This is a genomic window from Brachybacterium aquaticum (genome assembly GCF_014204755.1).
Classification (GTDB): domain Bacteria; phylum Actinomycetota; class Actinomycetes; order Actinomycetales; family Dermabacteraceae; genus Brachybacterium; species Brachybacterium aquaticum.
This window is the reverse complement of record NZ_JACHLZ010000001.1, coordinates 2,159,174-2,171,721: the sequence shown is the minus strand read 5'-3', so window position 1 is coordinate 2,171,721 and position 12,548 is coordinate 2,159,174. Positions and strand designations below refer to the sequence as shown.

The following is a 12,548-nucleotide window of genomic DNA, read 5'->3' as shown; positions in this document are numbered from 1 at the left end:
CATGAGTGACGGCCCCCTGCCCGAGGACCCACTGCCCGAGGACCCACCGCCCGAAGACCCACCGCCCGGGAACCCGCTACCCCCGGACGACGACCCCGAGGCCGGCATGGACCCGCGGCTCGTTCGCCAGGACATCGCGCCCTACGCCGCGTTCCTCTCCGCCTCGCGCCGGCGACGGCTGGTCGAGCCCGAGGGGACCGTGTGGGCGTGGTCGGGCCTGAACGCGGTGCGCGAGCTGAGGCACCACCAGAAGGACTCCCCGGTGCGCGTGATCGCCGTGCACGGCGCCGGCGCGCATGCCGCCGCGCTGTGGCCGGTGGCCTCCCAGCTCGCCGAGCGCGGGATCGACGTGCGCGTCCCGGACCTGCCCGGCTACGGCCGCACCTCGATGCGCGACCCGAAGTCGGTGCGATACACCGACTGGATCCACATGCTCGGCGACATGATCGAGGAGGGGGACGACGGCCGCCCGCTGCTCCTGCTCGGCGGCAGCATCGGCGGGATGCTCGCGCTCGAGGTCGCCGCCCGTCTGCCCGACCAGGTCTCCGCGGTGGCGGCCACCTGCCTGCTCGACCCCGCCGACCCCGAGGCTCGCGCCCGCATGACCCGGTTCGGTGGGGCGGGCACCGCCGCGATGCGGATGCTGCCGCTCGTGCGCGGAGGGCTCGCGGATCGGATGCTGCCGGTCTCGGCGCTCGCGGACGTCTCGTCGATGGGCCGGGTCCCGGCGCTCGGCGCGCTGTGCGCCCGGGACCCGCGCGGCGGCGGTGCACGGATGCCGCTCGGCTTCTGGCGCTCCTATCTCGAGCACCCCCACGAGGCCGTGCGCACCGTGCCCGTGCCGGTGACGCTCCTGCACCCCGAGCACGATGCGTGGACGCCGCTCGCTCTCAGCGCCCGCACCCTCCACGCGCTCCCCGGGCCCACCGACACCGTGATCCTGCGCGGGGGAGGGCACTTCCCGGTCGAGGACCGGGCACTGGACGATCTGGTGACGGCGATCGAGCGGATCATCGCCCGAGTCGTCGACTGAGCCCGCACCGCACGGGCGAGCGAAGGCGAGACCGAGGGTGACGCCGCGCGTGACTACGACCAAAGACGGAGGGGGATGACCTCCCTGCGCGGGATGTGCCGCTGCGCCGGTCTGGAGGAGGATCGCTCCATGACCACGACGCACCTCGAGGACTGCGAGCTGCGCAGCCCGAAGCCCGCCATGGGCCGTCCCCTGCTGTTCGCCGTGATGCTGGTCCTCGCCGCCGCGGGGATGCTGGCACTGCTGGTTCTCGGCCCGGCCATGCCGCTGCTGACCGCGGTCGGCTCCGCGGCCGCGCTCATGGGTGTGGTCGTGCTCGCCTGGGTGGTGGCCGGTCCGCGGCTCTGACCGCGCCGGCCTCGGGACCGTCGTGGTCCCGGAGCGGTCTCAGACGTCGATCTCGATCTCGCCCACGCCGCGGGAGACGCAGGTAGTCATCTGGGTGTCGTGCTCGTCGTCCATGAGGAACTCGTCCAGGTGCTCGACCTCGCCGGAGACCAGCGGCACGACGCAGGTGCCGCACACCCCGCCCTCGCACGAGTAGTCCATGGAGATGCCGGCGTCCAGGAGGGCCTGCAGCAGCGATTGACCCTCGGCGACCTCGACGGTGATGCCCGACTTCAGGCACTTCGCGGTGAACGGCTCTCCGAACAGCGACATCCTCGCTCCTTCTGCATCGACCGCCCCTCGGGGACGGATCCGTGGAAGGACCAGTGTTCCACGACTGCGCGCGGGCGAGGAGGTGACTCACGCCTCCTCGGGGGCGGAGCCCGCCACGACCTCCTGGTCGTCCTCGGGGCGGGAGATCGCCTCGGCGGTGGAGGTGGCCTGCTGCGCGGTGACCGCGACATGGGCGGGCGGTGCGGCGTGGACGGAGGAGTCCGACGGGGTCAGCGCCAGGGCCGACGGGCCGAAGCTCAGCACCAGCAGCGCTGCCGCGCCGATCGCCGAGGCCCCGGCCAGGGCTCGCCTCGGTGGGGTGGGGTCGTCCATGTCGTCGTCTCCTTCGCCTGCGGCGTCGTCCGCGGCGGGCGCGGGCTGCGCCGCCGGGACCATCACACCCCCCGACGCTTCGAGAACACTGGGGATCAGGCAGTGATCACCTGTGACGACCGCCAGTGAACGTCGGACGCGTCCCGCCCGGCGCGCACCCGTCCCGCCCGGCCCCGCAGGGCCCGTCGGCCGCGCCGCGATGTTCCGCGCGTCTCCTTCGCCCCCCGTCCCGTGCCGCCGCCGGGAGCCACGCGTACACTGGCGTCCATCGGCATCGACCCGGCCATCACCGGTGAGCCGCGGGAAGAACAGCACGCGCAGGATCCGCGAGGATCCGGCCGCACCCAGTAGAACCCGCCGGGACCAGCCCGTCACAGCTGAGGAACAAGGGGAGGCCCCCGCGTCGGCACGCCGACGCGCCGGCGTCAACCGAGGTGGTACCGCGCCACCGGCCCCCGGGCCGCAGGCGTCCTCGGACAGCAGTCGTCCACACCGCCGTCCCCTGTGCTTCCTCGGAGGTCCCTCCCCATGGTCTACCCGGTCAGCGGAGACCCGCTCGTCCCCTCGCCGAACCTGCCCGCGCTCGAGAACGAGATCCAGGAGTTCTGGCGCACCGACGACACCTTCCGCGCCTCGATCGCCCAGCGCGAGGGCGCCGACGAGTTCGTCTTCTACGACGGCCCGCCCTTCGCCAACGGCCTGCCCCACTACGGGCACCTGCTCACCGGCTTCGTCAAGGACGTCATCCCGCGCTTCCGCACCATGGACGGGCTGAAGGTCGATCGCCGCTTCGGCTGGGACACCCACGGACTGCCCGCGGAGCTCGAGGCGATGCGGGAGCTCGGCATGACCGAGAAGTCCGAGATCGAGGACATGGGCCTGCAGGCCTTCAACAACGCCGCCCGCGCCTCGGTGCTGAAGTACACCAAGGAGTGGGAGGAGTACGTCACCCGCCAGGCGCGCTGGGTCGATTTCGAGAACGACTACAAGACCCTCGACGTCACCTTCATGGAGTCGGTGCTGTGGGCGTTCAAGACCCTGCACGACAAGGGCCGCGCCTACGAGGGCTACTACGTCCTGCCCTACTGCTGGAAGGACCAGACCCCGCTCAGCGCGCACGAGCTGCGCATGGACGACGACGTCTACCAGGACCGCCAGGACCAGACCGTCACCGTCACCTTCCCCTTCACCGGCGAGAAGGCGGAGCAGCTTGGCCTCCTGGGCGTGAAGGCCCTCGCCTGGACCACCACCCCGTGGACCCTGCCCACCAACTTCTCCCTCGCCGTCGGGCCCGAGCTGCCCTACGCGGTGCTCCCGGCCGGACCGAACGGCGCGGCCGACGGCACCGCCGCGGGCGAGGGCCGCTACCTCCTCGCGCAGGCGCTCGTGGGCGCGCACGCCAAGGAGCTCGGCTACCAGAGCGCCGAGGACGCCCTCGCCGCCGTCGAGGAGCGCACCTACGCCGGCGCCGAGCTCGAGCACATCACCTACGAGCCGCTGTGGACCGTCTACTCCGAGGACCGCGAGAAGTGGGGCACGCAGAACGCGTGGATCGTCACCGTCGCGGACTACGTCTCCACCGACGACGGCACCGGCGTGGTCCACCAGGCCACCGCCTACGGTGAGATCGACCAGCAGGTCAACGCCGCCTACGGCATCCCCGTGATCGTCTCGGTCGACGAGGGCGCCCAGTTCCACGAGTACTTCCGCGGCACCGCCCTCGACGAGATCGCGGGACTGCAGGTCTTCGACGCGAACCGGCCGATCATCCGCAACCTCCAGGCCGAGGGGCGCCTGCTGCGCGAGGCCAGCTACGTGCACTCCTACCCGCACTGCTGGCGCTGCCGGAACCCGCTGATCTACAAGGCCGTCTCCTCCTGGTACGTGAAGGTCGCCGACCAGCGCGAGCGCATGCTCGAGCTGAACGAGCAGATCGACTGGGTGCCCGGCAACGTCAAGCACGGCCAGTTCGGCAAGTGGCTCGAGGGCGCCCGCGACTGGGCCGTCTCCCGCAACCGCTACTGGGGCACCCCGATCCCGGTGTGGAAGAGCGACGACCCCGACCACCCGCGCGTCGAGGTGTACGGCTCGCTCGCCGAGCTGGAGGAGGCCTTCGGCACCCTCCCGCGCGACGAGCACGGAGAGGTGAACCTCCACCGCCCCTACATCGACGAGCTCACCCGCCCGAACCCCGACGACCCCACCGGCACGTCCACCATGCGCCGCGTCACCGACGTGTTCGACGTGTGGTTCGACTCCGGCTCGATGCCGTTCGCGCAGGTGCACTACCCCTTCGAGAACCGCGAATGGTTCGAGGGGCACAACCCCGCCGACTTCATCGTGGAGTACATCGGGCAGACCCGCGGCTGGTTCTACGTCATGCACGTGCTGGCCACCGCCCTGTTCGACCGCCCCGCCTTCACCTCGGTGATCTGCCACGGCATCGTGCTGGGCGAGGACGGGCAGAAGATGTCCAAGTCGCTGCGCAACTACCCCGACGTGCGCGAGATGTTCGACAAGTACGGGGCCGACGCGATGCGCTGGTTCCTCATGAGCTCGCCCATCCTGCGCGGCGGCAACCTCGTCGTCGACGAGCCCAAGATCCGCGACGCCACGCGCCAGGTCGTGCTGCCGCTGTGGAACGTCTGGTACTTCCTGGGCCTGTACGCGAACGCGGCGGGGGAGAAGGACGGCAGCGGTCGGCCGACGGGCTACCGCGGCCGGTCCCGGTACGAGTCCACCGACGTGATGGACCGCTACCTGCTCTCCCGCACCGGCGACCTGGTGCGCGGCGTGCGCGCCTCCTTCCGGGAACTCGCCATCGCCGATGCGGCCGAGCAGATCGCCGACCACCTCGACATGCTCACCAACTGGTACGTGCGCCGCTCCCGCGACCGGTTCTGGGAGGGCGACGAGCAGGCCATCGACGTGCTCTCCACCGCCCTGGAGACCCTGCTGCAGGTGGCCGCGCCGCTGCTTCCCATGGTCACCGAGGAGATCTGGAAGGAGCTCACCGGCGGTCGCTCCGTGCACCTGACTGACTGGCCCGACGACACCTTTTTCCCCCGGGACGAGGCGCTCGTGGCCCAGATGGACGACGTCCGCGCCATCGCCTCGGCCGGCAACGCGCTGCGCAAGAAGGAGGGCCTGCGCGCCCGCCTCCCGCTCGCCGAGCTGACCGTGGTCCACCACGACCCCACCTCCCTCGAGCCCTTCGCCGAGATCCTTGCCGACGAGCTCAACGTCAAGGCGGTGCGCCTGCTGGACGCCACCGGCGACGAGGCGCAGGAGATGGGCGTGGAGCAGCGCCTGACCGTCAACGCCCGCGCCGCCGGGCCGCGGCTGGGCAAGCAGGTCCAGGTCGTCATCAAGGGCTCCAAGACCGGCGACTGGTCGGTCGCCGAGGACGGCACCGTCACCTCCGGCGGCATCGACCTCGTCGAGGGCGAGTACACCCTGGACATGGTCGCCGGCTCCGGCTCGGACACCGACGGTCGCGCCATCGGCGTGCTGCGCGGCGGCGACTTCCTGGTGCTCGACACCGCGGTCACCCCCGAGCTCGAGGCCGAGGGCACCGCCCGCGACGTGGTCCGTGCGATCCAGTCCGCGCGCCGCGAGGCGGGGCTGGACGTCTCCGACCGCATCGCGCTCAGCGTGAGCGGCGATGCGGCCGTGGTCGAGGCGGTCACCGCCCACCGCGACCTGGTCGCCGGCGAGGTGCTCGCCACCTCCCTCGAGCTCGGCGCCGAGCCCGCTGAGGGCGCGCACGTCGCCACCGAGAAGGTCGCCGGCGGTCAGGTGACCGTCGGGGTCGCCAAGGCCTGACCCGGCTGCTCGCGAGGGCCGGGCCGACGGGGGAGCATCCCGCCGGTCCGGCCCTCGCGCCGTGCCCGGCGCTGTCCGTGGCGCGCCCAGCAGCCCCGCCCCGGGCTCCCGCGGGGTCGCCGTCATCGCAGGTCCTCCCGCCCCACCTCGACGACCAGGTCCGAGACCACCTCGACCCCCTCGCCCAGGTAGCGGCCCTCGAGGTCGTCCTGCAGTGCCGCGAGCACCGGATCCTCCCCGGCGTGCAACAGCAGCGTGCCGTGGTAGCCGCCGGTCGGATCCGGACCCTGCGAGGTGCGCAGCACCGACTCGTGCGCGTTGTGGAGCTGGCTGCGCTCGCCGTAGGTCTGGGTAGGGGCCTCGAGCCATGCCTCGCGCACGGCCGGGGAGGTCGCGCGGCTGCCGTCGATCCGCAGCCCGTCCAGGTCCAGCCGCGGCACCGGATCGGCGATGTGCCGGGGGAGCGGGATCGTCCGCGCAGGCCCGGGCAGGGACTCCATAGGTGCCCACACCGGGTCGTGGGCGAGGTTCACGACCTGCGTCGAGGACTGCACCGGCACCACGGTCTGCACGGGGGACCCGACGGAGAAGACGTGGGTCACGTCGTACGTGCCCGGGACGCCGCCGACGGCGTTGAAGGATGGATCCGCGGCCAGCTGCGCGGCCGTCAGCCCGCCCTGCGAGTGGCCGACGAGCAGCACCCGCGCCCCGGGCGGCACCCCGGCGGTGCGCATCGCCGCGCGCACATCGGCCATCGCCGCGGACTCCGTCCCCGCCATGGCCCGCAGGTTCGAGTCCCAGCCGGCGGAGGCGCCCTGCGCGCCCCAGGCGTCGGCGTGCCAGATCGGCGCGCCGCCGGTGGGCGGGGCGTGCACGATGTACCCGGTCGTGCCGTCGGCCGCCCGGACCTGCTGCACCCGGATCCTGCCCGAGGAGGCGGCATCGGCCCCCGGCAGCAAGGACGGTCCGGTCGCGCCCCGGCGCGCCTCGTCCCCGTCCTCGACGAGGTCCGCGAGCGTGCGCGGCGCGACGGGGCCCGGCACCGCATGCATGCCGTGGACCGTCACGTCGGTGCGGGGATCGAGGAAGCCCGTGTCCGTGAACAGCTCGGCGGGCGCGACCGCGACGGAGCCCGCCGCCAGCAGCGAGGCCGCGCCGAGCTCCGCGACCGCCGGTGCTCCCTCCCCGTCCACCCAGCCCTCCAGCAGCACCCCGACCCGGCCCACGTCGTCGCGGGCCTGGAGGAGTCCGTCGGGATCCGCGCCGAGGAGCGTCGCCGTGCCCACCAGCACCTCCGCCCCGAGTCCGTACCCCCAGCCGATCCCGTCGGCCACCACGGAGGCCAGCGACATGCGGGGCACCGGGGCGGGCGCGGATGCCGGGGGAGCGGGGCGGCCGGAGACCCCGCCGAGCAGCGCCGAGAGCGCGGGACCAAGGGAGACGAACTGACCGTCGAGGGCGACAAGATCTCCAGATCGCGCGCCCGGGCGTGACGCTCGGGCTCCACCGGCGTCGCCGACCGCGGCTGCGCTGTCCTCGGGGACGTCGGGCGCGGAGGCCGTCTCCTGCGCGTCGGCCTCCGCGGCGAGCCGTTCGGCGAAGAACAGGAGCGCCGCGACCAGCGCCGACAGCCGTGCGTCGGCCGCCGCGCGCCAGCGCGCCCGGAGGGCGTCGCCGTCCGGACCGTGCCAGGTCGCCGCCCCCACCGCCGCACGGGCGGCGTCCCGCAGCACCTCCACCTCACGGGCCGCGAGGCGCAGACGCGCGGCATGAGCCCGGGCACCCGCCGTGTCCATCCCGAGCCCCGTCGTGCCGCCCATGGCCGTCCCTCCCCCCGCGCGCCGTCCCCGTGCGTCCCGGCGTCGCCGGGAGCTGCGGTCAGGCTAGGGAGCAGGTCAGCGGGCCGGGGGCGGCGGAGGGGCGGCGGTGGATGGAGGCGGGGTGGGGAGGAACGGTCAAGGGGACCAGCCGCCCGGGCGAGGAACACGGGCGCACGGCGGGCCGTCCCAGGCGCCCCCTCGTAGACTGGGCTCCGCCCGATCCACCCCGTCCTCAGGAGCCGCTGTGCCCCGTCAGTCCCGTCCGGACATGTCCCCCGAGCTCCGGGAGGTGTACGCGGCGCTCCTCGACCGCGCCCCGGAGAACCGGATCGAACCGGACCTCTCCCGCATCAAGCGCGTGATGGAGCTGATGGGCGACCCGCAGAACTCCTACCGCTCCATCCGCATCGCCGGCACCAACGGCAAGACCACCACCGCGCGGATCCTCGAGCGGATCCTGCGCGAGGCGGGCCTGCGCACCGGGCGCACCACCAGCCCCCACCTGCACTCGCCCACCGAGCGGATCGCCATCGACGGCGCCCCGATCGACGAGGAGGGCTTCCTCCAGGCCTACCGCGACGTCGAGCCGTTCGCCGCGATCGTCGACGAGGAGTCCCTCGCCGCGGGCGGGCCGCGCCTGACCTTCTTCGAGTACCTCACCGCCATGGCCTTCCAGGCCTTCGCCTCCGCGCCCGTGGACGTCGCCGTGGTCGAGACCGGGATGGGCGGGACCTGGGACGCGACCGGCGCCGTCGACCCCGACGTCGCCGTGATCACGCCCATCTCCCTGGACCACCAGGAGTACCTCGGCGACACCATCGCCGAGATCGCGGGGGAGAAGGCGGGGATCCTCACCGCCGACGCCATCGCCGTCCTCGCCGAGCAGCCCTACCAGGACGCCGCCGACGTGCTGCGCGAGCGGGTCACCGAGCTCGGCGCCGAGGCCTCGGTCGAGGGCCGCCAGATCGGCGTGCTCGCCCGCACCCCGGGCGTCGGCGGGCAGATGCTGTCACTGCAGGGCATCGCCGGCCGCTACGACGAGGTGTTCCTCTCCCTGCTCGGCGAGCACCAGGCCCGCAACGCCCTGCTCGCCGTCGCCGCAGCCGAGGCGCTGCTCGGCGGCGGGGAGACCCCGCTGGACGGCGAGCTGCTGCACGCGGCGCTGTCCACCGTAACCTCCCCGGGCCGGGCCGAGGTGGTGCGCCAGGCGCCCACCATCGTGCTGGACGCCGCGCACAACCCCGCCGGCGTCCTCACCCTCGTCTCCACCGTCCGCGAGAACTTCCGCTTCACCCGCACGATCGGGCTGGTCGGCATCCTGCAGGAGAAGGACGCCGCCGAGATCCTCGACGTGCTCGAGCCGCTGCTGGACACCATCGTCGTCACCCGCTCCAGCTCCCCGCGGGCGATCCCCGCGGACCGCCTCGCCGAGATCGCCCGCGACATCTTCGACGACGAGGACCGGGTGATCGAGCAGGAGTCCTTGCCCGACGCGATCCAGGCCGCCGTGGATCTCGCCGAGACCGACGGGGACCAGTTCGGCGGGGTGGTCGTCGCGGGCTCGGTGACCCTGGCCGCCGAGGTGCGCGACCTGCTCGGCGTGCCCGAGGAGGTGTGAGAGCGATGGACCTGGACCTGACCCCGTCCCCGCGCCCCCACGGCGGGCAGCGCATGATCTCCGCGACCGTGCTCGTGCTCGAGGCGTTCGTGGTGTTCTTCGCCGTGCTCGTCGCCCACCAGCTCGTCCCGGGCGACCGCGTCCTGACCTGGACCTGGGGGCTGCTCACCGCCTTCGGGCTGCTGGCCTGCGGCGGTCTGCTGAAGCGCGGCGCCTGGCCCTACTGGCTCGGCCTCGCCCTCCAGCTGCCCGTGATCCTGCTGGGCCTGCAGGTCTCGGCCATGTGGGTGATCGGCATCGGCTTCGCCCTGATGTACGCCTATGGCGTGGTCAAGGGACACCAGATGGACGCCGAGAAGGACGCCGTGGACGCGAAGGTGCGCGCCGGCTGGGCGGAGCAGGACAACGCGGGCGACTGACCTGTGGGTACCCTGATCCCATGACCGCACAGCGCACCCTCGTCCTGCTCAAGCCCGACGCCGTCCAGCGCAGCCTGCGCGGGGAGATCATCCGCCGCATCGAGGCCAAGGGCTACGACATCGTCGCCCTCGCCCAGCGCACCGCCACCGGTGAGGAGCTGGCCGCCCACTACGCCGAGCACGAGGGCAAGCCCTTCTACCCCGGCCTCGTGGAGTACATGGGCGCTGCCCCGCTCGTCGCGCTCGTCGTCGAGGGCGTCAACGTCATCGCCGGCTTCCGCTCCCTGGCCGGAGCCACCAACCCCACCGCGGCCGCCCCCGGCACCATCCGCGGCGACCTCGCCCGCGAGCAGGACCTCCCCGTCATCCAGAACCTCGTCCACGGCTCCGACTCCGAGGAGTCCGCCTCCCGCGAGATCGGGATCTGGTTCCCCGAGCTCGGCTGAGCCCCGACGGCTGAGCCCCGACAGACCGTCCCTGACGCCCAGGACGTTGCGCGCCCCACTCCGGGGACGCGCCGTCCTGGGCGTTCGTCGTCGGAGCGTGCCGCGCCGTGCACAATGAGGACATGCAGTCGTCCTTCGTCGTCGTCCTGTTCCTGGTGCTCGCCGTCCTCCTGGCCATCGGGATCCTCGTCGTCGTCGCACTGCCGCACCTGCGGCCCCCGCACGATCCCGACGACGAGCACGCCGACCCCCGCCACAGCTCCCGCACCGGCCGCAACTGACACGGCCGGCACGTCCGGGATCCCGGTGCACGGCGGGCACGGTCCCTGCGGCTGACGACGACGCCTGGCTGACGACGCACCGGTGACGACGACGCACGGTTGACGACGTCCCGGTGGCTGACGGCCCCCGTATGCAGGGCGAGGCCCGGCAACCGGCCGGGGTCCCAGGCTCCCGGCCCTAGACTGGCCACGGCCTCGCCGGTGCGCCGGCTTCCCCGACCTCGGAGGTGACCCGTGGAACCCGATGCCCTACTCGCCCTCATCGCCGGAGGCGGCAGCGGCATTCTCGTGCTCGGCGCCGGTGCCTGGGCGTACGTCCGACACCGCGGCAGGAAGGGCTCCTCCGACGGGGGCAGCACGCAGCACCAGGACGGCACCGACAGCGCGGAGTCGACCGGCACGGCCGGCACCGCGACCGCCGTCAAGGAGCGCCCGAAGGACCGCCCCGCCGCCCCGACCTGGGCGGACACGCTCTCCGCCCCGGCCCCCACCGCGAAGCCCGCCCCCGCCCCGACGACCGAGGACGCGGCGGACGCCCAGCCCGCCGACGCCCCGTCGGCCGCAGCCGGGACCCCCACCGAGACCGCCACCGAGACCCCATCGGCCGACGCGCCCGCCGGCGCTCCCGCCGACCAGGACGTCCCCTTCGACCAGGAGGCCCCCGACACCCCGGGCGAGGTCCAGGCACCCGCCGCGTCGGCACCGCTCGCGACCGACACCCCCGAGGCCGATGCGTCTGAGGCCGACGCGCCTGTGACCGACGCCCCGTCGGCCCACGCGCCTGCCGCGGACGCCCCGTCGGCCCACGCGCCTGCCGCGGACGCCCCGTCGGCCCACGCGCCTGCCGCGGACGCCCCGTCGGCCGACGCGCCCGCGGGCCCCGCCGAGGAGTCGGCCGCCCCGGCCGGACCCGTCATCGAGACCCCCGAGGCGCCCGAGAGCCGCATGGTGCGCCTGCGCGAGCGGCTCGCCCGCTCCGGCTCGCTCGGCCGCGGGATCCTCACCCTGCTCACCCGCTCCACCGTGGACGAGAGCACCTGGGACGAGATCGAGGAGACGCTGCTTCTGGCGGACCTCGGCCCCACCGCCACCGACGAGATGCTCGCGAACCTCAAGCGCCGCATCCAGGTGCTCGGCACCGATGACGCCGTCGCCGTGCGCCAGGTGCTGCGCGAGGAGCTGCTGGCGCTCGTCGACCCGTCGCTGGACCGGCGCCTGGCCGCCACCCGCCGCACCGCGCCCGACGGCACCGTCGTCCCCTCCGTGATCCTCATGGTCGGCGTCAACGGCACCGGCAAGACCACCACCGTCGGCAAGCTCGCCCGCGTGCTCGTCGCCGCGGACCGCTCCGTGGTGCTCGGCGCGGCCGACACCTTCCGCGCCGCCGCCGCAGACCAGCTCGCCACCTGGGGCTCCCGCGTGGGTGTGGACACGGTCCGCTCCGACCGCGACGGCGCCGACCCCGCCGCCGTCGCCTTCGACGCCGTGAAGAAGGGCGTCGAGCAGGAGGTGGACGTCGTCATCATCGACACCGCCGGCCGCCTGCAGAACAAGAAGGGCCTGATGGACGAGCTCGGCAAGGTGCGCCGCGTGGCCGAGAAAGGCCTGCACGGCGACGAGGTCGCCGAGGTCCTGCTCGTCATCGACGCGACCACCGGCCAGAACGGCATGCAGCAGGCCCGCGTGTTCTCCGAGGCCGTGCACATCACCGGCATCGTGCTCACGAAGCTCGACGGCACCGCCAAGGGCGGGATCGTGGTCAACGTCCAGCGCGAGCTCGGCGTGCCCGTGAAGATGGTCGGCCTCGGCGAGGGCATGGACGACCTCACCCCCTTCGACCCCCACGGCTTCGTCGACGCCCTGCTCGAGGGCTGACAGAGCTCGCAGGCTGACAGCGGCCGACGGGGAGCGAGCTCCCCACCCCGCGACGGCGGCGCACCGGATCCGGTGCGCCGCCGTCGCGCTGTGTGTACTCTGGCCGCCCCGTCGACTCATGCCGCCCGCCCCCGCTGTTCCACGGAACGGTCGGTGCGGTCACGGATTGGTCACGGGCCCCCTCCGCCCTAGGTGATCTGTCCGATTCCGCAAAAGATGTGCGGGACGACCGACCCGG

11 protein-coding genes are annotated in these 12,548 nt (G+C 73.5%); 8 read left to right on the top strand and 3 right to left on the bottom strand.

Annotated features, from left to right (window positions below; genetic code table 11):
- The first annotated feature begins 1 nt into the window (after position 1).
- Both HNR70_RS09725 and HNR70_RS09720 read left to right on the top strand, forming a co-directional pair.
- On the top strand, positions 2-1,033 hold the full coding sequence (locus tag HNR70_RS09725; RefSeq protein WP_221421120.1) for an alpha/beta fold hydrolase: 1,032 nt from the start codon (positions 2-4) through the stop codon (positions 1,031-1,033).
- Between the two features lie 129 nt (positions 1,034-1,162).
- Positions 1,163-1,381, top strand: coding sequence for a hypothetical protein (locus HNR70_RS09720; RefSeq protein ID WP_184325480.1), 219 nt, complete (start codon positions 1,163-1,165; stop codon positions 1,379-1,381).
- Positions 1,382-1,420: 39 nt separating this feature from the next.
- Here HNR70_RS09720 and HNR70_RS09715 read toward each other — a convergent pair whose 3' ends face one another.
- Together HNR70_RS09715 and HNR70_RS09710 are read right to left on the bottom strand one after the other, a co-directional pair.
- On the bottom strand, positions 1,421-1,693 hold the full coding sequence (locus HNR70_RS09715) for a 2Fe-2S iron-sulfur cluster-binding protein (protein ID WP_184325479.1): 273 nt from the start codon (positions 1,691-1,693) through the stop codon (positions 1,421-1,423).
- Between the two features lie 87 nt (positions 1,694-1,780).
- Positions 1,781-2,026, bottom strand: a complete 246-nt coding sequence (locus HNR70_RS09710) for a hypothetical protein (RefSeq protein ID WP_184325478.1) — start codon at positions 2,024-2,026, stop codon at positions 1,781-1,783.
- A 528-nt stretch (positions 2,027-2,554) separates the two neighbouring features.
- Here HNR70_RS09710 and ileS point away from each other — a divergent pair.
- Positions 2,555-5,851, top strand: coding sequence for an isoleucine--tRNA ligase (ileS, locus tag HNR70_RS09705; RefSeq protein WP_184325477.1), 3,297 nt, complete (start codon positions 2,555-2,557; stop codon positions 5,849-5,851).
- A 122-nt stretch (positions 5,852-5,973) separates the two neighbouring features.
- On the opposite strand, the gene HNR70_RS09700 is transcribed toward ileS, so the two are convergent.
- Positions 5,974-7,671 (bottom strand): alpha/beta fold hydrolase, encoded by a 1,698-nt coding sequence (locus HNR70_RS09700; RefSeq protein WP_184325476.1) that lies wholly within the window; start codon positions 7,669-7,671, stop codon positions 5,974-5,976.
- Between the two features lie 268 nt (positions 7,672-7,939).
- Here HNR70_RS09700 and HNR70_RS09695 point away from each other — a divergent pair, with 268 nt between their 5' ends.
- From HNR70_RS09695 to ftsY, 5 genes are all read left to right on the top strand, one after another.
- Positions 7,940-9,289 carry a bifunctional folylpolyglutamate synthase/dihydrofolate synthase gene (locus tag HNR70_RS09695; protein WP_184325475.1) on the top strand — a complete coding sequence of 450 codons (1,350 nt, stop codon included), beginning with the start codon at positions 7,940-7,942 and terminating at the stop codon, positions 9,287-9,289.
- Between the two features lie 5 nt (positions 9,290-9,294).
- Complete coding sequence (locus HNR70_RS09690; protein ID WP_184325474.1) at positions 9,295-9,708, top strand: DUF4233 domain-containing protein; 414 nt, start codon at positions 9,295-9,297, stop codon at positions 9,706-9,708.
- Positions 9,709-9,728: 20 nt separating this feature from the next.
- Positions 9,729-10,154 (top strand): nucleoside-diphosphate kinase, encoded by a 426-nt coding sequence (gene ndk / locus HNR70_RS09685; RefSeq protein ID WP_184325473.1) that lies wholly within the window; start codon positions 9,729-9,731, stop codon positions 10,152-10,154.
- A gap of 122 nt (positions 10,155-10,276) precedes the next feature.
- Positions 10,277-10,435: a hypothetical protein gene (locus tag HNR70_RS09680; protein WP_184325472.1), complete on the top strand. Its 159-nt coding sequence runs from the start codon at positions 10,277-10,279 to the stop codon at positions 10,433-10,435.
- A 234-nt stretch (positions 10,436-10,669) separates the two neighbouring features.
- Positions 10,670-12,310 carry a signal recognition particle-docking protein FtsY gene (ftsY, locus tag HNR70_RS16380; protein ID WP_184325471.1) on the top strand — a complete coding sequence of 547 codons (1,641 nt, stop codon included), beginning with the start codon at positions 10,670-10,672 and terminating at the stop codon, positions 12,308-12,310.
- Positions 12,311-12,548 lie beyond the last annotated feature (238 nt).

Coding starts and splice junctions, on each gene's coding strand:
- HNR70_RS09695 (WP_184325475.1), top strand. CDS start 7,940: ATGTCCCCCGAGCTCCGGGAGGTGTACGCGGCGCTCCTCGACCGCGCC.
- ndk (WP_184325473.1), top strand. CDS start 9,729: ATGACCGCACAGCGCACCCTCGTCCTGCTCAAGCCCGACGCCGTCCAG.
- ileS (WP_184325477.1), top strand. CDS start 2,555: ATGGTCTACCCGGTCAGCGGAGACCCGCTCGTCCCCTCGCCGAACCTG.
- HNR70_RS09710 (WP_184325478.1), bottom strand. CDS start 2,026: ATGGACGACCCCACCCCACCGAGGCGAGCCCTGGCCGGGGCCTCGGCG.
- HNR70_RS09680 (WP_184325472.1), top strand. CDS start 10,277: ATGCAGTCGTCCTTCGTCGTCGTCCTGTTCCTGGTGCTCGCCGTCCTC.
- HNR70_RS09690 (WP_184325474.1), top strand. CDS start 9,295: ATGGACCTGGACCTGACCCCGTCCCCGCGCCCCCACGGCGGGCAGCGC.
- HNR70_RS09700 (WP_184325476.1), bottom strand. CDS start 7,671: ATGGGCGGCACGACGGGGCTCGGGATGGACACGGCGGGTGCCCGGGCT.
- HNR70_RS09720 (WP_184325480.1), top strand. CDS start 1,163: ATGACCACGACGCACCTCGAGGACTGCGAGCTGCGCAGCCCGAAGCCC.
- HNR70_RS09725 (WP_221421120.1), top strand. CDS start 2: ATGAGTGACGGCCCCCTGCCCGAGGACCCACTGCCCGAGGACCCACCG.
- HNR70_RS09715 (WP_184325479.1), bottom strand. CDS start 1,693: ATGTCGCTGTTCGGAGAGCCGTTCACCGCGAAGTGCCTGAAGTCGGGC.